18 protein-coding genes, 2 rRNA genes and 1 riboswitch are annotated in these 21,384 nt (G+C 41.5%); all 20 genes read right to left on the minus strand.

Annotation, left to right across the window (positions count from 1 at the left end):
* Positions 1-25: 25 nt before the first annotated feature.
* Positions 26-2,299, minus strand: a complete 2,274-nt coding sequence (gene pcrA / locus AC4G3N_RS15450) for a DNA helicase PcrA (RefSeq protein WP_066108490.1) — start codon at positions 2,297-2,299, stop codon at positions 26-28.
* 64 nt (positions 2,300-2,363) lie between these two features.
* The gene (pcrB, locus tag AC4G3N_RS15455; protein ID WP_491090549.1) at positions 2,364-3,056 is read right to left on the minus strand and encodes a heptaprenylglyceryl phosphate synthase; all 693 of its coding nucleotides are present in this window, start codon (positions 3,054-3,056) and stop codon (positions 2,364-2,366) included.
* Between the two features lie 236 nt (positions 3,057-3,292).
* The gene (locus AC4G3N_RS15460; RefSeq protein ID WP_066108496.1) at positions 3,293-3,592 is read right to left on the minus strand and encodes a YerC/YecD family TrpR-related protein; all 300 of its coding nucleotides are present in this window, start codon (positions 3,590-3,592) and stop codon (positions 3,293-3,295) included.
* A gap of 15 nt (positions 3,593-3,607) precedes the next feature.
* On the minus strand, positions 3,608-4,639 hold the full coding sequence (locus tag AC4G3N_RS15465) for a DUF3048 domain-containing protein (protein ID WP_148631360.1): 1,032 nt from the start codon (positions 4,637-4,639) through the stop codon (positions 3,608-3,610).
* A 70-nt stretch (positions 4,640-4,709) separates the two neighbouring features.
* Entirely contained in the window at positions 4,710-6,455 is a 1,746-nt protein-coding gene (locus AC4G3N_RS15470; RefSeq protein ID WP_066108501.1) for an adenine deaminase C-terminal domain-containing protein, read from the minus strand.
* 851 nt (positions 6,456-7,306) lie between these two features.
* Positions 7,307-8,578: a phosphoribosylamine--glycine ligase gene (gene purD / locus AC4G3N_RS15475; RefSeq protein ID WP_491090562.1), complete on the minus strand. Its 1,272-nt coding sequence runs from the start codon at positions 8,576-8,578 to the stop codon at positions 7,307-7,309.
* Positions 8,579-8,597: 19 nt separating this feature from the next.
* Positions 8,598-10,130, minus strand: a complete 1,533-nt coding sequence (gene purH / locus AC4G3N_RS15480; RefSeq protein ID WP_066108505.1) for a bifunctional phosphoribosylaminoimidazolecarboxamide formyltransferase/IMP cyclohydrolase — start codon at positions 10,128-10,130, stop codon at positions 8,598-8,600.
* Positions 10,127-10,708 carry a phosphoribosylglycinamide formyltransferase gene (gene purN, locus AC4G3N_RS15485; protein WP_066108508.1) on the minus strand — a complete coding sequence of 194 codons (582 nt, stop codon included), beginning with the start codon at positions 10,706-10,708 and terminating at the stop codon, positions 10,127-10,129. The genes purH and purN overlap by 4 nt, the downstream gene beginning before the upstream one ends.
* 68 nt (positions 10,709-10,776) lie before the next feature.
* Positions 10,777-11,802 (minus strand): phosphoribosylformylglycinamidine cyclo-ligase, encoded by a 1,026-nt coding sequence (purM, locus tag AC4G3N_RS15490; protein WP_148631358.1) that lies wholly within the window; start codon positions 11,800-11,802, stop codon positions 10,777-10,779.
* A gap of 42 nt (positions 11,803-11,844) precedes the next feature.
* Positions 11,845-13,263, minus strand: a complete 1,419-nt coding sequence (gene purF / locus AC4G3N_RS15495) for an amidophosphoribosyltransferase (protein WP_490553633.1) — start codon at positions 13,261-13,263, stop codon at positions 11,845-11,847.
* The gene (gene purL / locus AC4G3N_RS15500; protein ID WP_140462127.1) at positions 13,239-15,473 is read right to left on the minus strand and encodes a phosphoribosylformylglycinamidine synthase subunit PurL; all 2,235 of its coding nucleotides are present in this window, start codon (positions 15,471-15,473) and stop codon (positions 13,239-13,241) included. Before purL ends, purF begins: the two co-directional genes overlap by 25 nt.
* The gene (gene purQ, locus AC4G3N_RS15505; RefSeq protein WP_066108516.1) at positions 15,457-16,140 is read right to left on the minus strand and encodes a phosphoribosylformylglycinamidine synthase subunit PurQ; all 684 of its coding nucleotides are present in this window, start codon (positions 16,138-16,140) and stop codon (positions 15,457-15,459) included. The genes purL and purQ overlap by 17 nt, the downstream gene beginning before the upstream one ends.
* A complete protein-coding gene (purS, locus tag AC4G3N_RS15510; RefSeq protein WP_066108519.1) occupies positions 16,137-16,391 on the minus strand; it encodes a phosphoribosylformylglycinamidine synthase subunit PurS in 255 nt (84 codons plus the stop codon). Before purS ends, purQ begins: the two co-directional genes overlap by 4 nt.
* A complete protein-coding gene (gene purC / locus AC4G3N_RS15515) occupies positions 16,384-17,109 on the minus strand; it encodes a phosphoribosylaminoimidazolesuccinocarboxamide synthase (protein ID WP_306821563.1) in 726 nt (241 codons plus the stop codon). The genes purS and purC overlap by 8 nt, the downstream gene beginning before the upstream one ends.
* 100 nt (positions 17,110-17,209) lie before the next feature.
* A complete protein-coding gene (gene purB / locus AC4G3N_RS15520) occupies positions 17,210-18,502 on the minus strand; it encodes an adenylosuccinate lyase (RefSeq protein WP_066108525.1) in 1,293 nt (430 codons plus the stop codon).
* Positions 18,502-19,677 (minus strand): 5-(carboxyamino)imidazole ribonucleotide synthase, encoded by a 1,176-nt coding sequence (gene purK / locus AC4G3N_RS15525; RefSeq protein WP_066108528.1) that lies wholly within the window; start codon positions 19,675-19,677, stop codon positions 18,502-18,504. Before purK ends, purB begins: the two co-directional genes overlap by 1 nt.
* Positions 19,664-20,155 (minus strand): 5-(carboxyamino)imidazole ribonucleotide mutase, encoded by a 492-nt coding sequence (gene purE, locus AC4G3N_RS15530; RefSeq protein ID WP_066108529.1) that lies wholly within the window; start codon positions 20,153-20,155, stop codon positions 19,664-19,666. The genes purK and purE overlap by 14 nt, the downstream gene beginning before the upstream one ends.
* A 124-nt stretch (positions 20,156-20,279) precedes the next feature.
* Positions 20,280-20,383, minus strand: a riboswitch (purine riboswitch).
* A gap of 92 nt (positions 20,384-20,475) precedes the next feature.
* Positions 20,476-20,676, minus strand: a complete 201-nt coding sequence (locus tag AC4G3N_RS15535) for an NETI motif-containing protein (protein WP_066108532.1) — start codon at positions 20,674-20,676, stop codon at positions 20,476-20,478.
* Between the two features lie 437 nt (positions 20,677-21,113).
* Positions 21,114-21,230 (minus strand): 5S ribosomal RNA (rrf, locus tag AC4G3N_RS15540).
* A gap of 70 nt (positions 21,231-21,300) precedes the next feature.
* Positions 21,301-21,384: ribosomal RNA gene (locus AC4G3N_RS15545) — 23S ribosomal RNA — on the minus strand; the annotation flags it as partial.

The following is a 21,384-nucleotide window of genomic DNA, read 5'->3' on the forward strand; positions in this document are numbered from 1 at the left end:
CTCTACTCAATGTTTCTCTTGCGGACTATTGTTTTGTGATTGGTGCAAATTTGGCAAGGAGTCGTTTGATACCCATAGATGGGAATGCAATATCCAGCTCCAGACCGTCTCCGCTTCCTTTTACGCTGACAACTGTACCTACGCCCCATTTACCATGGGCCGCTTTATCGCCAACCTGCCAGTCGAGTTTTTCTCCGCCGGACTCATTCATCATCGATCTTCCGACAGTTTTAGGTCTTGCTGCACCATTGATTCCTGAATTGTTAAGACCGGCACCATTTATACCCGTTCTAGTTCTTGTACCTGAACCTGAATGCATAAAGGAAGGTCTTGACTGCCTTTGCTCTTCAGGCGGATTTAACAGTTCAATTAAATCCTGTGGAATTTCTTTAATAAAGCGAGATACAGGGTTCAGATTAGTACGTCCATATAATGTACGCATCTGTGCATTCGTAATAAATAATTCACGTTCAGCCCGTGTGATCCCAACATAAGCAAGCCGTCGTTCTTCTTCCATTTCCGCTTCTTCCATTAAGGCACGGCTATGCGGGAAGACACCTTCTTCAAGTCCAATCAGGAATACAGCAGGGAATTCCAGCCCTTTTGCCGAGTGAAGTGTCATTAATACAACGCCATCTGTCACGGCTTCATCCTCATCCATACGGTCAATGTCCGCAACAAGTGCAAGGTCTGTTAAGAAGGCAACCAGGCTCTTATCATCACTGCCCTTTTCAAAGTTTTTCGTAACAGATAAGAACTCATCAATATTCTCTAGGCGTGTTTCTGCTTCAATCGTCTTCTCAATTTCCAACGACTTTCGATACCCTGATTTTTCAATGACTTCTTCTATTAATTCTGTAACAGACAGGAATTCCTGCATTTGCGTATAGTTTTTAATTAGGTCCCTGAATTCAGCAGCCCCATTATAAGCTTTACCGCTAAGTCCAATAAATTCAAGCTCCATCATAGCCTGATACATAGAAATATCATGATCGGCAGCATAATTAGCAATTTTATCAACTGAGCTTGCTCCAACTCCACGCTTTGGAACATTGATGACCCTGCGCAAGCTAATATCATCGTCCGGATTGGCAATGAGTCGCAGATAAGCAAGAATATCTTTAATCTCTTTACGATCATAGAACTTAATACCGCCAACAATCGTATATGGAATATTGGATTTAAGCAGAACTTCCTCCATTACCCTTGACTGAGCATTCGTACGGTACAAAATGGCAATATCAGATAGCTTCTTCCCTTGCTGTTCTGTCAGCTCTTTAATCTTTCCAGCAACGAACTGTGCTTCACCTTGTTCACTGTCCGCACGGTAATATGCCAACTTATTCCCTTCCAGGTTTTCTGTCCACAAATTCTTTTCCTTACGATTCAGGTTGTTGTTAATTACTCCATTGGCAGCCGCTAAAATCCGTTTTGAGGAGCGATAATTCTGCTCAAGCAAAATAACATTGGCATCAGGATAATCCTTTTCAAAGGAGAGAATGTTGGCAATATCAGCACCACGCCAGCGATAGATGGACTGATCGGAATCACCAACTACACATAGGTTTTTAAAACGCTGTGCCAATTTCTTTACAAGCATATATTGTGCACGGTTCGTATCCTGATACTCATCCACGTGAATATATTGAAACTTTCTTTGATAGAATTCCAGTACTTCCGGAACCTTATCAAAAAGTTCAAATGTCTTCATAATCAAATCATCAAAGTCCAATGCCTGATTTTTACGGAGTCGCTTCTGATACTCTGTATAAAGATCAGCTACTGTTTGCTCATAGTAATTGCCTGCACTGTTCGCAAATTCCTCATAGTTGATCAATTCATTTTTGGCAGAGGAAATGGACCCAAGAATCGTCTTAGGATCGAATTTCTTCGTATCAATATTCTTCTCTTTCATTATTTGCTTAATAACCGTTTGCTGATCACCTGGGTCAAGAATTGAGAAATTGCGATTCATACCAATTCGGTCAATATCACGGCGCAGGATTCGCACGCACATTGAGTGGAAAGTAGAAATCCAAATATCCTCTGCAGCGCCGCCTAGGATTCCCTGAATTCTTTCCTTCATTTCTCTTGCTGCCTTATTGGTAAACGTAATGGCAAGAATATTCCACGGTGCTACTTCTTTTTCTACAATTAGAAAGGCAATGCGGTGGGTAAGTACCTTTGTCTTCCCACTGCCCGCTCCGGCCATAATTAGCAAAGGTCCATCCGTAGCTTGTACAGCCTCTTTTTGTTTATTATTTAATCCCGTTAACAGTCGATCTGTTAAGAATTGCATTATGACACCACCCTAACGAACATTTGTTCTTATTATACTTCATCCAATGGCTTTAACGACAATTTTATTTATTCTTTTTGGCAGAATCTACTGTCAAGAGAGCCGTTTTTAAATCCTCATAGACGAGGTTTCCGACTACAATTACATCTGACAAGCTGGACATTTCCTCAGCTTTTTCGATGCTTGTAATCCCTCCGCCGTAGAATAGCGTTGTATTCATCAATGTATTTTTAACGGTTTTGACAAGTGCTGGATCCCCATACTTTCCGCTGTATTCCAAATAAAAGATAGGCAAATGTAATACTTTTTCTGCCACAAGAGCATAAGCTGCCGCATCTTCTTCCGTCATATCGGTATTGGCATCCGTTAAATCTGCTGCCTTACAATCAGCATTCATGATGCAATACCCTTCCACATGCATTTCGTCCCAATTAATCATGTGGCCAAATTCTTTAATTGCTTCTTTATGCAAACCAAGGATCCAATCTGGATTCCTGCTATTTAAAACAGATGGTATAAAATACAAATCAAATCCTGGGGTTATGGATTCTATATTTGATACTTCAAGCACACAAGGTAAAGTATAACGCCTAACGCGGGCCATTAAGTCAAGAACATTTTCTAATGTAACACCATCTGTTCCTCCGACAATAATGGCATCCGTACCCGATTCACAAACCTTTTCGAGTGCTTCATCTGAAATTTCCTTATTAGGATCGAGTTTAAACACATGTTTCCACTCGCGAAAATCGTACATGCAAAACAGCCCCCATTCTAATTTCCATTTAACCATTATAGCATTCCTTTTAGAGTTCCCAAAGAGTTAGAAAATTCATATGCACAACTGTTATCTAACCGGTAATAAATATGTGCTCTACCCCGGTGCGCGCCTACTTAATTGTCAATTAGATGATACGTTCCCAGCCTGAGTACATATAAAAAAGCAAGCAACCGATGTGCATATTCCACGCGGTCTGCTTGCTTTTATTTATTTCAGGCATTATCTTCTTTTAATCTTCCCAGTGCCATTGAGTACGCATCATTCCCATAATTCAAACAACGTTTAACCCTTGAAATAGTTGCAGTGCTTGCTCCGGTTTCAGTTTCAATCATATGATACGTTTTACCTTCTTCAAGCATTCGGGCAACCTCGAGGCGTTGGGCAAGAGATTGTATTTCATTCACCGTACATAAATCATCAAAGAAACGATAACATTCATCGAGATCTTTCAAGGATAATATCGCGTTGAATAATTGATCCAACTCTTTCCCTTTTAGTTTGTTAATTTGCATATATCCAGGTTCCTCCTAATCATTTGAGAGTTTGACACTATTATTTAAGCCCGGTTGATCCGGAATAATATTAATCCATGTTTTTCCCTGCACCAATTTTACTTCCGTTTCACCGGATACAGGTACAATTCGACCATCTTTACTTACCCATTGAATCTCCAGGCGTTTACCTTTTTGCAGTAAGTATGCATCTCCGCCCGCAGTTAAATCAATACTCCTGCGGCCTTTATCATCAATCACCTTATGAATAGCTTCCACAATAAGGATATTATCCAGTAGAACGGGATCTTTCGTATCTTGATCTTCCGTGCGTACTCCCGCTGTATGGCGTGTATACTTTTCACTCGCCGAATCATACTTATAGGTCACATCATAATCTAGAGATCCATAAGATAGAGCAGCAACTTTATAGTCATCACCGGAAATTAATCCTGTTTCATCGTCGGAAAAAAAGCTATACGGCGGGGTATTCTCTTCCATTGAATAACCTTCTTTTTGTGCACCCTCTAAGATATTTTCATAGGTGATATAGGAATTATGCGGCGCTTTTCGATCAGAAGATCGTTTGAAGAGTGTCCCGTCATGGTTAAGTCCGTTCAAGTGGTCTATATAATCAGATTGAATCAGCTTTTTCGCATCAGGACTCCAGCCATGAAAAATATACAGGCTTTCATATCCTTTGGCAAGCTCTATATAATAATCTCTCGCACTTCTAATTGGCCCAATGTTTTCGGGAAATTCGCTTTGGTAGATAGCCAAAAACCTAGTTATATTACTTTCAGCTAAAACCTCATATACGACATCTGCTTTAGATAGGCCAGACTGTGGTCTTGCTTTGGGATGATTATTGACCATAACCGATACAGCCCTGTGGTTGACCTCTTCGTCCGTTCCCACACCCGTTAACGGATACGTATTCACCGGCTTAGCAGCTACCTCTTCTTTATCAGTTTGAGGTTTATCAATAATGGTTTCTTCCTTATTCCCTGAACACCCTGCCAGAAGGACAAAAACTAAAGCCACCATGAACCCAGCTTTCCTCAACATGCCCTACACCCCTTAAAGTGAAATTAACCCACCATGATCTACCTTTTATTTTTCTCTATTCTTTATTATTTTAACGCATTATAGTCGGAAAGAGTACAGATTTATTCATAACGTCATATAATCCTGCCTGTGTTACCCTTATATAAGGTAAATGAGTAGAGGAAAAGAACAGTAAAGAATAAATCGGATCCTCGAATGGGTATCCCTTTTCAGTCAATATTTCTCGCAATCTAGTTTCTTCTTCTATTAAAATCGGGAGTTCTTGATTAGACATCATTCCTTGCAGCTCCAGAGGCATTTCGAACAATATTTCACCTTTCTCTGCAATCACAATTCCCCCACCGATTTCTTTCATTCGGTTAAAAGCCAGTCTCATATCTTTCTTACTTTTTCCAATCAACAATATATCCCCAGAGTTAGAAAAGGATGAAGCAAATCCATACAAACGGTTGGCAAACCCCTTTAATATCGTATTGATTCTGAATTTACCATCTCTTGTTAGGTACGTAAAAAAGCTCTCATCATGGTCTTCATCCAAAACTTCTCTTGAAATATCAATATGAATCGAATATGGCTTAGTGATGACGCTATTTTCCATATTGATGCCAAATGGCATTGAGTATTGGAAGTCGTAATCTGTAAGCTCCCAATCAAGCTCCAGAGGGCTAAGGCCAAAGTCTTTCCAGGCGATCGATGTTCGATTCGTTTCAACCTGTCTTCCATCCCTTTTCACCCACTGCCCTTTTGATAAAACAGAGTGAGGAGTAGGCTGATCCTTGGCAGACAGGAAGTTAATATTGGCTACTCGTCCTGTCGCAATATTTCCGTGTAAATAATCGATATTATAATAGCGGGCTATATTTAAGGAAGCCATATTATACGCATCAATAATAGGCACACCTTTTTCAATTGCTATCGAGATTAATTGATCCGTAAATCCATCTTTATAAAATCCAGGTGTTGAACCATCTGTATTAAAAAATAATCGATCATAGGAGTTCAATTCGTATTCTTTTAAATCATCCAAAATACGGGGTAAATCCGGACGAATGGATGAATGCCTCAAGGACACATCATATCCCTGCATCAGTCTGCGAATGACTTCTTCTCCTGTCATAGCCTCATGATCACAATCCGCACCAAGCAGCATTAATTTAGATAATGTTTTTTCAGAAGCGCCCGGGAAATGTCCTTCAATTTTCTTTCTCATTCTTTTTGCTTCCTGTATCCAGTGAAGCATCATGTCATCTCCATCAAGAAGACGCGGCCATCCTGTTAGCTCTCCAGCCTGCAGGACTCCATCGTGCTCAAGCCAGCTCTTTACATTAGAATGCGAGAATACCATCTCTTCATTTCTCAGCTCAGTTTGAGAATCCAATCTGGCCCACCAATACATGCTGATTGGAAGATGACGTAATTCCTTCAGCAGTGCAAACGCTTGTCTATTGTCCAAAAGAGTAAACAAAAGCATGTTATCATTGATTAAGGTGGTTGTTCCATATTGAGCAGCATGCATGCCAAGAGTAGCCGGATTATATAATTGATATGGATGGGCATGCGGTTCAATATAACCTGGTACCAGGTATTGATCCGTACAGTCTACAATCTCATACCCGTCCTGTATAACAGGCATGTTATCCCCGACATATACAATTCGATCTTCATAGATCCATATATTCGCCTTCATCCACTTTTTAAACACCTGATTCAAATACACGGCATTCGTTAAAACAAGAGTTGGCGCTACTTTACCATCTATCACATGAACATGCTCGCGCAGTTGTTTATTTTTCCATCTATATCGTTGTCCAAGCATAAAAATACCCCCTTCGCAAAACATCATTTCTTATATTTAAAAAAACGGAAGCATCGCCCTTCCATTTTTAAAATTAAAATGTAAGCCTTTTCAATATACTAACATATTTTTATTATTTAGAGCATTAAAGAATGAAATTAATTTGTAATTCTTTACATTTCAGCATTATTAAATAACTATAAGTATTTTTGGATATATGACTTTTACGTATAATCACATTAAAAAGTTCCCTTTAATAAAGGAAAAAGATTAGACAACCCCCAAATAGACTCTTCCCTTGCCCCTTTAAACTAAACCTGTAAAGCCGCATTATTTATTTTATCGCTCTCAAGATGCAGGGATACAAAAATGTATATGGATAGGAAGTATCCTATACTTCTTCAAAAAACATCATTTCTCTTTAAAAAATGATATCTTTTTAGTAATTTTTGTCGCAAAGAACAAGTTAATGATTTTTCTAGTCTAATATTTAAGAATATTATTGTTTTTTAAAGGTATATGAGCGAATTTATTAAACTATTGAGCGATTTTAAAAATAAATGAGCGAAAACAAAGATTATTGAGCGATTTTAGAGGATTTATGAGCGAATTTCAGAGAATAGAGCGAATTATACTGTGATTGAGCGATATTAATAGATTTTACGCGAATTCCCTTCTGATTTGTTGAAGTTTGTTTGAAGCGATTTAAAATTTATCTTATTACTAAACATAAAGTGATTGGATCACTTTTTGCCAACGTTAACCATGCTCCTCTGCATACCTTTTTGGCATATGAAAAAGGCCGACCTCTTCAGGTCGACCAGTAGCCAATTTAATGTTCCTTGCATTACTAACTAGCTAATAAACAGCCTCTAACCGTTATATTTTTCAATAGCACGCTCTCCAATATCATGGCGATAATAGAGACCATTACATTGAATTCCCTCTAGCTCCCGATAAGCCTTTTTCTGGGCAATCTCCAGTGTTTTACCGAGTGCAGTTAGTAAGAGGACTCTTCCTCCATTTGTCAAAAACTCACCCAGTTCATTTTTATTTGTCCCTGCGTGATAAATATGTGTATCGATATCAACATACTTTAAGCCTTTTATAATACTGCCATTTTCATACTCACCTGGGTAGCCATTAGCTGCCATGACGACTCCAAGGGCGCTTTCTTCAGACCATTCCAAATCCATATCGACAGAATTCAGAACGTTTTCAACCACATCCATAAAATCTGACTTTAACCTTGGTAGGATGACCTGTGTTTCCGGGTCACCAAATCGGGCATTAAACTCAATCACCTTTGGACCCTCAGCAGTAGCGATTAATCCGGCATAAAGGACCCCGGTGAATGATTTACCCTCTTTCACCATTGCCTTTGCTGTCGGTATCAGAATTTTCGCTAACGCCTGGCTAACCATGTCTTGACTGATGTGCGGAACAGGAGAGTAAGCTCCCATTCCACCTGTGTTCGGACCTTTATCACCATCAAAAGCACGTTTATGATCCTGAGCAATTTCCATCGGATAGACCTTTTCTCCATTTACAAAAGCCATAAAGGAGAACTCCTCCCCAATCAAAAATTCCTCAATCACAACTTTTTTAGAAGACTCTCCAAACCTTTGATTGAGCAGCATTTCTTTCAAGGCACTGAGCGCATCCCCTTCCGTCATTGCGACGACTACACCCTTGCCTGCTGCAAGACCATCCGCCTTAATAACAATTGGTGCACCCTTTTTCTTTACATATTGGACTGCCTTTTCATAATCCGTAAATGTTTCATATTCTGCTGTAGGAATATCATATTTTTTCAGCAAATCCTTCGTAAAAGACTTACTTCCTTCTATTATGGCGGCAGCTTTGGTGGGTCCGAATACGATTAGGTCATGGTCCAGAAATTCATCTACAATTCCGTTCACTAAAGGAGTTTCCGGACCTATAAATGTTAGTTCTATTTCATTTTCTTTCGCAAAATCAACTAATCTGGTATGATCTATCTCCTGGATATCCACAATCTCAGTAACATCTGCCATTCCGGGATTGCCTGGTGCTACAAATACTTTTGTAACGCGCTTGCTCTCAGCAAATTTTCTGGCCAATGCATGTTCGCGACCTCCACGCCCTATAACAAGTACTTTCATCATCTCGTGTCTCTCCCTCTTAATGTTTGAAATGCCGTACTCCGGTAGTAACCATCGCAATACCATACTCATCTGCTTTTTTTATAGAGTCCTCATCTCGCTTTGATCCGCCTGGCTGAATGATAGCGGTAATCCCGGCTCTGGCCGCGGCTTCCACTGTGTCATCCATTGGAAAGAATGCATCTGATGCGATAATGGCGCCTCTCGCTTTTTCACCAGCCTGTTCTAAGGCAATCTTCGCAGCGCCGATACGATTCATTTGACCAGCACCTACTCCCAGTGTCATTTGCTCATCTGTTACGATGATTGCATTTGATTTAACATGCTTTACGAGTTTCCATCCAAATTGAAGAGCTTTCCATTCAGCTTCAGTAGGTTCTCTTTTTGTAACAACCTGAAGCTCTGCATCCTGTATAGTTGCCTCATCTGACTCTTGGACAAGTAAACCGCCTGTAATGGAAGATAGTTTTTTCTCCCTTTTCTCTCTTCCCTCAAATTGAATAGTAAGTAAGCGAATATTTTTCTTAGATGTTAAGACCTCTAATGCCTCGTCAGTAAATGATGGGGCAATCACAATTTCCAAGAAAATTTCATGAAGCAGTTTCGCCGTTTCAGCATCTACTTCCCGATTTAACGCAACAATACCGCCAAAGATAGATGTAGGATCCGCTTCATATGCCTTTTGGAATGCTTCATAAATAGTGTCTCCAGTTCCTGCGCCGCAAGGATTCATATGCTTCACAGCAACAGCAGCCGGCTGTTCAAATTCCTTCACGATTTGCAGGGCAGCATCTGCATCATTGATATTGTTATAGGATAATTCCTTACCATGCAGCTGCCTGGCTGCTGCAATTGAAAAAGTAGAGCCAAGTGGTTTTGCATAAAACGCAGCTTTTTGATGAGGGTTTTCACCGTAGCGAAGTGGTTGCTTTAACGTGTATGTAACAGTATAGTTTTCAGGCTGATCCTCTTCTGCCAAATTTGTCATGTATTCAGCAATCAGGGCATCATAAGCCGCTGTATGGCGAAAAACCTTTGCCGCCAGCTTTCTTCTATCCAATAAGGAAAGTTCTCCATTACGGAAACCATTAAGTACTTTTCCATAGTCAGCAGGATCCACCACAACTGCTACAGACTCATGGTTTTTAGCAGAGGCCCTCAGCATTGCAGGACCGCCAATATCAATATTCTCGATTGCCTCTTCAACTGTCACGCCTGGTTTAGCAATGGTTTCTTGGAATGGATAAAGGTTCACACAAACCAGCTGAATAGGAGCAATCCCTTGTTCTTCAAGCTGAGCCATATGGGATTCATCGTTTTGTTTTCCAAGGAGACCCCCATGAATATAGGGATGTAAAGTTTTTACGCGCCCATCCATTATTTCCGGAAAACCTGTCACGTCACTGACGCTGATAACTGGAATACCATGATCCGACAATGTTTTTTTGGTTCCACCTGTGGAAATAATCTCAAAGCCCAGCTCCGTAACTCCTTTGGCGAATTCTACAATCCCCTCTTTGTTTGATACACTGATCAATGCCCGCTTTTTCATACTTTCTCCTCCTGTTCGTTGCTTAACTGCTCTATAATGCGTGGATATAGGTTATGCTCTACCTGCTGAATTTTCCTGTGGATCTCCTCCACGCTCTCCCCTTTATGTATCGAGACGGCTCTCTGTGCAATAATCGGTCCCGTATCCATGCCTTCATCTACATAATGAACCGTAACCCCCGTCACTTCGACGCCTGCTTCTATCGCCTGCAAAACGGCATTTTTTCCTGGAAAGGCTGGCAATAAAGAAGGATGAATATTAATAATGTGATTAGGATAGGCCCTTAACAGCACTGAGCCAATTAATCGCATATAGCCTGCCAAAATAATCATCTCGACTTCTTTCGCCTGCAACTCCTGTAAAATTTGCTGTTCATAATCCTCTTTCAAAGGAAAATCCTTTGGAGAAAAGGATAATACCGGAATATTTAACTTTTCCGCCCTATCTATACAGTAAGCACCTGGATGATCACAAATCAGCAATTCTATCGAGGCATACAATTTTCCTTTTTCCACCGCTTCTGCTATCGCTTGAAAGTTACTGCCATTACCTGATGCAAATATAGCAATTTTTTTCATAGCTTCTCCCTTAGTCTTATATGATTTCAACTTAATAAGCTACTAAATTGTCTTTGCCTTTTTGTAAATCAACGGAAATGCACGCCTTCTTTTTGAATCACCCGACCGATTCTTTTTGCGTCTTCCCCCAATTGATTCAGGGTACCAATTAGCTCACTCGCTTTTTCAGCCTGTACAGCTAGAACCATGCCAATCCCCATATTAAAAATCGAATACATGTCATCCTCTTCAAGTGATCCTTTATCCTTTATAAGGTTGAAAATCGGATTAATTTCCCATGTTCCTTTTTTAATTTCCGCCCCAAATCCATCCGGAAGCATGCGCGGTATATTTTCGATAAATCCTCCTCCGGTAATGTGGGCGATTCCATGAACTGAGCCGGACTTCAAAACTTCAAGGATGGGTTTTACATAAATCTTAGTTGGACGCAGTAATTCTTCTCCAAGCATACAATCCAACTCTTTGATAAATTGATCCAATTTCATTGACGATTCATCAAGTAATACCTTTCTCACTAGCGAAAACCCATTGCTATGAATCCCACTTGAAGGCAGCCCAATTAATACATCGCCATCTCGTACAAGGCTTCCATCAATCAGCTTCCTTTTTTCTGCCGCACCAACCGTAAAACCAGCCAGATCATATTCATCTACAGAATACATTCCAGGCATTTCAGCCGTTTCACCGCCAATTAAGGCACAGCCTGCCTGCTCACATCCATCCGCTATTCCTTTTACGATTGCCTCAATTTTTATCGGTTCTGCTTTTCCGCAAGCAATATAGTCAAGAAAATATAATGGTTCTGCACCTTGGGCAATAATATCATTTACACACATGGCAACGCAGTCAACACCAATTGTATCGTGCTTATCCATCATCATAGCGAGCAACAATTTAGTCCCGACTCCATCTGTTCCCGAAACGAGTACAGGCTCCTTAAGGGACAATGCCGACAAATCAAACATACCTCCGAACCCGCCCAAAGCACCGAGTACCTCTGGTCTTTGTGTACGGCTTACATGCTTTTTCATACGTGAGACGGATTCATAGCCTGCTTCAATATCCACTCCTGCACGTTTATATGCGTTCGCCAAAGTGACCATCCTTTCATACTTCCTGTCAATAATCTATTGCCGTTACTTTATTTTTTCATATGCCTGATCATCGGTGGCATAAATTTCAGTTGGATAGTTCCCCGTAAAGCATGCCATGCATTGACCTCGATACTCGCCACCAAAAGGCCTGCCAATTGCCTCAACCGTCCCCTCCACACTTAAAAAGGTCAGAGAATCTGCTCCGATCATCTCCCTGATTTCCTCAACCGAGTTAAACCCGGCAATCAGCTCTTCTTTGGACGATGTATCAATTCCATAAAAACAGGGATTTTTGATTGGAGGAGAGCTAATGCACACATGTACCTCTTTTGCGCCGGCTTCTTTAAGCATCGTCACAATCCTCCTGCTGGTCGTTCCCCTTACAATCGAATCATCCACCATGATGACCCTTTTGCCCTCGACCACACCGCGCACTGGGGCCAGCTTCATTTTCACCCCTTGCTCACGTAGAGATTGGGATGGCTGTATAAAGGTCCGTCCCACATATCGATTTTTAATTAACCCCATCTCATATGGAATCCCGCTTACTTCGGCATAACCGATAGCTGCCGATATACTTGAATCCGGTACACCTGTGACAACATCCGCTTCAATTTGCGCTTCAATAGCCAGTTGTTTCCCCAGGTTCTTCCTGGCCGTATGAACGTTAATACCATCTATATTGCTATCGGGTCTTGAAAAATAAATATACTCCATACTGCACATGGCTTTGCCCTGTGATTCAGCAAAATACTCTGATTGGATGCCGTCATCATTAATCGTCACCAGCTCTCCGGGCCGAACATCCCGAATATAATCAGCACCTATTAAATCGAAGGCACATGTCTCAGATGCAGCTACATATCCTTCACCGATTCGTCCGATGGAGACAGGACGCAATCCATGTGGGTCCACAGCAATCATCATTTCTGTTTCTGTCATGACCAGAAATGCATAGGCCCCTTGGACGAACGATAAAGCCTGCTTTATTCGCTTCTTAAAACAAGCTGAACCAGAGCGCCTAATTAAGTGGGCCAGGACCTCTGTATCCGAGGTTGTATGAAAAATGCTCCCATCTATTTCAAGCTGATTTTTTAATTGGGTTGCGTTTACCAAATTTCCATTATGAGCGAGAGCAAAACTACCGACAGTCTGAGAATTAAACAAAAATGGCTGAACATTTGCCACTCCGCCTCCTCCTGCTGTCGCATAGCGAACATGGCCGATTGCGCTCCGTCCCTTCATATCCTCAATGATCTTTTGATTGAAAACTTCATTCACAAGTCCTTCTGCTTTATGCGATTTCAATACTTGGCCATCTGTAACGACCATTCCCGCTCCTTCCTGTCCACGGTGCTGCAGACTGTGTAAACCATAATAGGTTAGTTGAGATGCTTCAGTATGTCCCCAGATTCCAAACAATCCACATTCTTCATTTAGTCCACGGATTTCAGCAAGCATGGTATGGCTCCCTTCCAGGCTATCAGTAGTTGTTTTGCTTCAATATCAATAACTGTCTCTTCCTGGCCGGCATGAATAACGTATTTTTCTGTATCTGTTACAATACCTATTTGAACCGCTTCCGGAATAATTTCTTTGAAAGGTCCGACTTGTTCAGGCGATACAGTCACAAGGAAACGGGATTGTGATTCTGCAAACAACCGGGTGGCCAAATCCCCCTCTAAATTCACTTCAAAACCAAGGTTTTCTGCGCCAAACAATCCTTCTGCAAGTGCTATGGATAATCCTCCTTCTGCCAGGTCATGAGCTGACTTTATTACACCCGCCTGAATCGCTTTCAACAGCTTTTCCTGCCGGTCTTTTTCAACCTGAAGATTCAGATGGGGCGCTTTACCAAAAATCCGTCCATCATTCATGAATTTTTGCAGCTCACTACCGCCGAATTCAGCATATGTTTCTCCTATTAAGTAGATTAAATCTCCCTTTTCTTTGAAGGATTGAGTGGTGATATGCTTGAGATTATGAACAAGTCCAACCATGCCAACGACCGGTGTCGGGTAGATCGCTTCTCCATTTGTTTCGTTATACAAGGAAACATTCCCACCAATCACCGGTGTCCCTAGTACACGACATGCTCCACTTAATCCATCTGCCGCTTTTTCGAGCTGCCAGAAAATTTCAGGCTTCTCCGGATTCCCGAAGTTCAAACAGTCTGTAATCGCCAACGGTTCACCGCCTGAACAAATAATATTACGTGCTGCTTCAGCCACCGCAATTTGACCGCCTGTTTCCGGGTCTAAATAGAGATAGCGGGAATTGCAGTCTGTTGTCATCGCCAACGCTTTTTCCGTGCCGCGAATACGAACGACGGCTGCATCAGAACCTGGCCCTACAACCGTATTCGTGCGTACCATATAATCATACTGGTCATAAACCCATTCCTTACTCGCTATAGTCGGTTGTGCCAATAACGATAGCAGAGTTTCTGTATAGTTGTTGATGACAGGTACTTCATCTTCCATCGCTTGAAACTCTTGAAAATAATTAGGCTCTTTGGACGGTTTATAGTAAACTGGCGCCTCCTCAGCTAGTGCATCTGCTGGTACATTTGCCACCACTTCGCCTCTATATGTTAAGCGAATCATTTTATCTTCCGTTACAGTGCCCACATCGACCGCTTCAAGGCCATACTTTCCAAACAGCTCTTCGATTTCTTGCTCCCGTCCTTTTTTGGTTACAATCAGCATTCTCTCCTGTGATTCAGATAACATCATTTCATAAGGTGTCATTCCTGTTTCTCGCTGAGGAATCCTATCTAAATTCATTTCAATTCCGGATCCCGCTTTGGAGGCCATTTCAGCAGAGGAACTGATTAATCCAGCTGCGCCCATATCCTGTATTCCTACAAGTGCATCCGATTTTACAAGCTCCAGGCATGCTTCAAGTAAAAGCTTTTCCATGAATGGGTCCCCTACTTGTACGGCTGGCCGTTTGGAATCAGAATCATCTGTTAATTCCTCCGAGGCGAAGGTTGCTCCATGAATGCCATCACGACCTGTTTTTGCCCCGACATACATAACTGTATTTCCAACTCCATGCGCCTGACCCTTCTTAATATCCTCATGATTGATTAAGCCGACACACATCGCATTTACAAGAGGATTCCCCTCATAGGAAGGATCAAACTGAATCTCACCACCAACAGTTGGTATTCCGATACAGTTTCCATATCCGGCAATCCCAGCTACAATTTCCTCAAACAAATACTTCATCCGTGGAGTTGTTAATTCTCCAAAACGCAAGGAGTTCAGCATGGCAATCGGTCTAGCCCCCATGGAAAAGACATCGCGGATGATTCCACCCACGCCTGTGGCTGCACCTTGATATGGTTCGATTGCGGAGGGATGGTTATGGCTTTCAATTTTAAAAACAACCGCTTGCCCGTCACCAATATCCACAATACCCGCACCTTCTCCGGGCCCTTGCAGTACACGTTTACCTGTTGTTGGGAACTTCCTTAATACAGGCTTTGAGTTTTTATAGCTGCAATGCTCAGACCACATAACTGAAAACAAACCAGTTTCTGTATAGTTTGGCAAGTGCCCAAGAATTTTTTCTATCTTGGCAAACTCATCATCCGTCAATCCCATTGTGGCATAAATTCGTTCTTCTTTAATCATGGTTGGACTTGGCTCAAGCATTAACGACATTTGTTTCCCTCCAGTATTGAACAATCGATTTGAATAACTTGATTCCATCGGCACTGCCAAGTAAGGAGGAAACAGCCCTTTCCGGATGGGGCATCATCCCAAGAACATTGCCTTGCTTATTCATAATTCCCGCGATATCCTGATGACTGCCATTTGGATTTCTATCATACGTAAACAGAATTCGATTTTGTGTCTTTAACTGTTCCAGCGTCTCCTCATCACAATAGTAATTTCCCTCGCCATGAGCAATCGGGATAGTGATTTGTTCATTTTTGGTATAGGAGCTCGTAAAAGGAGTTTCGTTGTTCACAACATTCAACTTTTGCGGTCTGCAAATAAACTTCAAATCAGCATTACGCCGCATAGCTCCCGGCAGCAATCCCGCCTCCAGTAATACCTGGAATCCATTACACACACCGAGGATCGGAATACCATCCAATGCCGCTCTTTTCACAGCCTCCATAATGGGTGAAAATTGGGCAATTGCACCGCACCGTAAATAGTCACCATACGAAAACCCTCCAGGCAGCAGGATAGCATCAAAGCCTTCGAGACTCGTTTCCGTATGCCAAACATATTCCGCATCTTCTCCAACCTCATCACGAACGGCATGATACATATCAATATCACAATTGGATCCCGGAAAGACGATTACGGCGAATTTCACTGTCCGATTACCTCCTCTATGCTGTATCGATAATCTTCAATGACCGTATTGACTAACAATTTTTCGCACATATTGCGGACCGCCTCATCAACATCAGCAGTAGATTCAGAGAGTTCCAACTCCATATACTTGCCAATTCGCACATCCCGAACCTCCGGGAAATTCATGGCATTCAATGACTTTTGTACAGCAGTTCCCTGCGGATCCAATACACTTTCACGAAGAGTGACATAAACCTTTACTTTATACATGTTGAACGTCCTCCAGCTTAGCAAGAATTTTTTTATAGGCATCTGTTAAACTGCCGAGATTCCGGCGGAATATATCCTTATCCAACTTTTCATTTGTATGCGAATCCCAAAGACGGCAAGTATCCGGTGAAATTTCATCCGCAAGCAGGACATGGTCCTTCTCATCTTTGCCAAACTCAAGCTTAAAATCTATTAATCTGATGTCCATAGAAGCAAATAAGCTTCGCAACATTTCATTGATTTGCATAGACTGTTTTTTTAATATTTCGACTTCTCCAGCTGTAGCAAGGTCCAGGACGTTAATATGATCTTCTGTTAATAGCGGATCACCAAGCTTATCGTCTTTATAATAAAATTCCACAATCGGCCTTTTAAGAGGTGTTCCTTCCTCTACACCCAATCTTTTAGAAAAACTGCCGGCAGCAACATTGCGGACTACTACTTCTAAAGGAATAATGGTGACTCGTTTAACGAGCTGTTCTGTTTCTGATATTTTTTTAATAAAATGCGATTCAATACCCTTAAGGTGAAGCCATTCGAATAGCAGGCTCGTGATTTGGTTATTCAGATGTCCCTTCCCCTCAATCATTGCTTTCTTTTCCCCATTAAATGCAGTTGCTGAGTCCTTGTATCGGATTAGGACGATTTCCGGATTATCAGTTGCATAAATTTGCTTTGCCTTGCCTTCGTAAAGAAGTTCATTCTTCGCCAATTGGATATCCTCCTATATGGTAATAATCCTGATAAGCCAAACACGGATGGAATTAATGTAAAAGGGGCACCCCTCAACCTTTATTAAGTAGTGCCCCTCGTTAAAATTACAGCCCCATACGTTCAAAAATGAAATCTACATTTTTCAAATGATAATGGTAATCGAAGCAATCATCCAATTCTTCAGTAGACAGGTAGGCCGTAATTGTTTCATCCGCTTCTAGCAATTCACGGAATTGAATCTGTGTTTCCCATGCCTCCATCGCCTTAGGCTGAACGGTATCATACGCTTTTTCACGAGACAATCCTTTATCAATTAAAGCAAGCAATACACGCTGTGAATAAATCAGACCATAAGTGCGGTCCATATTACGCTTCATATTATCAGGGAACACCGTTAAGTTTTTCACGATATTACCGAAGCGGTTTAACATATAGTTCAATAAAATGGTCGCATCCGGGAGGATAATTCTTTCAGCAGAAGAATGTGAAATGTCCCGTTCATGCCAAAGTGAAACATTTTCATAGGCCGTCATCATGTGGCCGCGAATCACACGGGCCAACCCAGTCATATTCTCCGAACCGATTGGATTGCGTTTATGCGGCATAGCGGAAGAACCCTTCTGCCCCTTCGCAAAAAATTCCTCTACTTCACGTGTCTCACTCTTTTGCAAACCACGAATTTCAGTTGCAAATTTTTCAATAGAAGTCGCAATCAATGCTAATGTAGACATGTATTGTGCATGTCGGTCGCGCTGTAGGGTTTGGGTAGAGATTGGAGAAGGTTTGATCCCAAGATTTTCACACACAAACTTTTCTACAAATGGATCAATGTTCGCATATGTTCCAACAGCACCGGAGATTTTACCATACTCTACTGTATCTGCAGCTTCTTTTAGTCTTTTTAGATTCCGCTTCATTTCTTCATACCATAATGCCATTTTCAAACCAAATGTCGTTGGTTCAGCATGGACGCCATGAGTACGTCCCATCATAACCGTATATTTATGCTCCTTCGCTTTTTCTGCCAAAATTGTAATAAACCGCTCCACATCAGCGATTAAAATATCATTGGCCTGCTTGAGCAAATAAGATAAAGCCGTATCGACTACATCTGTAGAAGTCAGACCATAATGAACCCATTTCCGTTCTTCTCCCAGCGATTCTGAAACGGCACGCGTAAAGGCAACCACATCATGTCTGGTTTCTTCTTCAATTTCTTTGATACGATTCACATCAAAGGAAGCACGCTCTCTCATTACTTTTACATCCTCTTTAGGGATTGCACCAAGCTCTGCCCAGGCTTCACAAGCCAAAATTTCTACTTCGAGCCATGCTTGAAAACGATTCTCCTCTGTCCAAATCTTTCCCATTTCCGGTCTTGTATAACGTTCAATCATTATTTCATATCCACCTTTTCTTTTTTGTCTCCTGTTTGTTCAGTCCATATATTTGATTGATTAAGCATCTCTAATATTTCCATCGGATGCTCTCCTAAGACTGTAATATGCCCCATTTTTCTATCTTTCTTCGCTTCACGCTTCCCATAAATATGTACTTTCCAATCAGGCTCATTCCCTAAAGCCTTTATAACCGGTTCTAAATGCTGACCCAAAACATTGACCATTACCGCACTGGAATGTAATTCAGTATGACCAAGCGGCCAATTACACACCGCTCTTATATGTTGCTCAAATTGAGAGGTTTCACAAGCCTCAATCGAAAAATGTCCGGAATTATGAGGTCTCGGCGCTAATTCATTCACCAAAATATCATCCTGGTCGAGCAGGAACATTTCAACGGCTAATGTACCAACCACCTGTAATGATTCTGCCAATTGTACAGCCGATCCGATTGCATGGATTTGGGTGTTTTCATTGATTCTCGCCGGGACAATCGATTGATGCAAAATATTATTGACGTGAATATTCTCTGCAACAGGAAACACCCGTATGGAACCATCCAATTTTCGAGTTACTATCACTGAAATTTCCTTTTGAAACGGTATAAAACTCTCCAAAACACAAACTCCATGGCTCAGCAATTCAGAGCCTTTGGCTAAATCTCCTTTATCCCGTATAACAAGCTGTCCTTTTCCATCATAACCACCTCGCGCTGTTTTCAAGACAGAAGGATAGCCAAGTTTAGAAATAGCTTGACGAAGATCCTCAAAACTTGCAATGACCTCGAACGGGACAACTTTGACACCTGATTTCTCAATCGCCTGTTTTTCAAGAACCCGATCCTGCGTAATTCTTAATATATCCGTACCCTGCGGAATATATGGATTACCCGTTAGTTGATCTAACGCATCAGCATCAATATTTTCAAATTCAAATGTGAGTACATCACTTATCTTTGCCAAGCGCTGCAGAGCCTCTACATCATTAAATGGGGCCGTGATTTCCATATCCGCAATTTGGCCGCAAGGACTGTTGGGCGTTGGATCAAGCACAGCTATCTTAAAACCTAAATTTCTGGCTGCCAATGCCAGCATTCGCCCCAACTGACCGCCACCTATTATCCCAATCGTCTGGCCAGGTAAAATAACTGGTGCCTGCTTACTCAAGTTCATCACAACTTTCAATTGATTGTCTTTGAATTTTTAATCTATATTGTTCAAGTTCTTCAGCCAATTCTTGCTCGAAGGTCCCTAATATCTGTACTGCTAAAAGACCTGCATTTTTTGCACCGGCTTTGCCAATCGCCATCGTTGCTACAGGAACACCACCCGGCATTTGAACAATAGACAGCAAAGAATCCAAACCGTTTAGAGCGTGGGATTGCACAGGCACACCAATTACAGGCAAAGTAGTTTTGGCTGCTACCATCCCAGGTAAATGGGCTGCTCCGCCTGCACCGGCTATAATCACTTTTATTCCACGACTTCGCGCGCTTTGGGCATATTCAAACATTAAATCAGGCGTTCTATGAGCTGAAATTACTTTTTTCTCATAAGCCACCTTAAAATCATCCAGAATAGTACATACATGCTTCATCGTTTCCCAGTCTGATATGCTTCCCATGATTACTCCAACCTTAAGGTCATTCATCATTTTCGCCTCCAAATAAAAAAGCTGCATGAACACACTTTCAAAAAAGAGAAAGCAGTCCACACAGCTTATATGCTATGCCAAACCGAGCACTTAGGACAAGTACTATGCCCTCACATATAAGGTGAGGTCCGCTTTCTCTCATAGTCCAAAAATTTATTCGGTCTTTGGGTAGAAACTTGCAGGCCATATCCCCGCTATTATATGAGAGAATTATTTATTTTAATGCTTATTGTTCGTACCTATCTTACCAATAGGGCTAATTGTATGTCAACTAAAAACCGAACACTTCTGTTATTTAATGCAATATCGTTCGGTTTTCAATCAATTGATTTGCCTTCAAAAATAATCTGGCGTGCAACCGGAATATATTCTATCTGATCGCCATTCTTCACTTCCTTAAAAATTGGTTTCTCCATACGTCTTACGGGAAAGTATCCTTCCTTTTTCATACGCTCCAAGCATTCATCAATGCTTTCATTCTCCTGCAATTCAAACTTTTGTTTCTTTGGCTTAGCCAATCGACCCTCGTCCTTTCTGTTACTTACTCTACTAGTAGTGTATCCCATTTAGTACTCTTTTCGGAAGTTTTGTTACAGAATTTTATGTGACTGGTGTAAGCGTGGACTGGCAAAAGTTTTCTTCTTTATGGATAGGAATTTCAGTTTAACACTGTGCCGTCTCACACCTATTCTCCAGCAAAAACACATCAAAGTATGTACGGTAAGACGTATATAAGTGATGTCAGAATCTGAGCTGAAATGTGCTTAATATGAATTGTCATGGGTAGATATAACAATTTTAAAAAGCTTGGCTTTCCCTCAGATTTTACTCATCTTTGTCCCATTTTTTCAACTTATGTCTTCTTTCCAGCCTACTAATCATGCTGATAACTCAACCTCAATCCCAAAAACCGCACAAAAAAACCAGCTCATCAACTGAACTGGTTTCTTAAATTGCCCGGCAACGTCCTACTCTCACAGGGACTCGCGTCCCAACTACCATCGGCGCTGAAGAGCTTAACTTCCGTGTTCGGAATGGGAACGGGTGTGGCCTCTTCGCCATCATTACCGGACTATTTGGTTAGAAAGAAATCATTCCTTCAAAACTGGATAATGTAAGTTTGGCAAGTATGCTTGATTCATTTGGTTAAGTCCTCGAACGATTAGTATCCGTCAGCTCCATGTGTCACCACACTTCCACCTCGGACCTATCAACCTGATCATCTT

It is taken from the genome of Bacillus sp. z50, assembly GCF_058313585.1.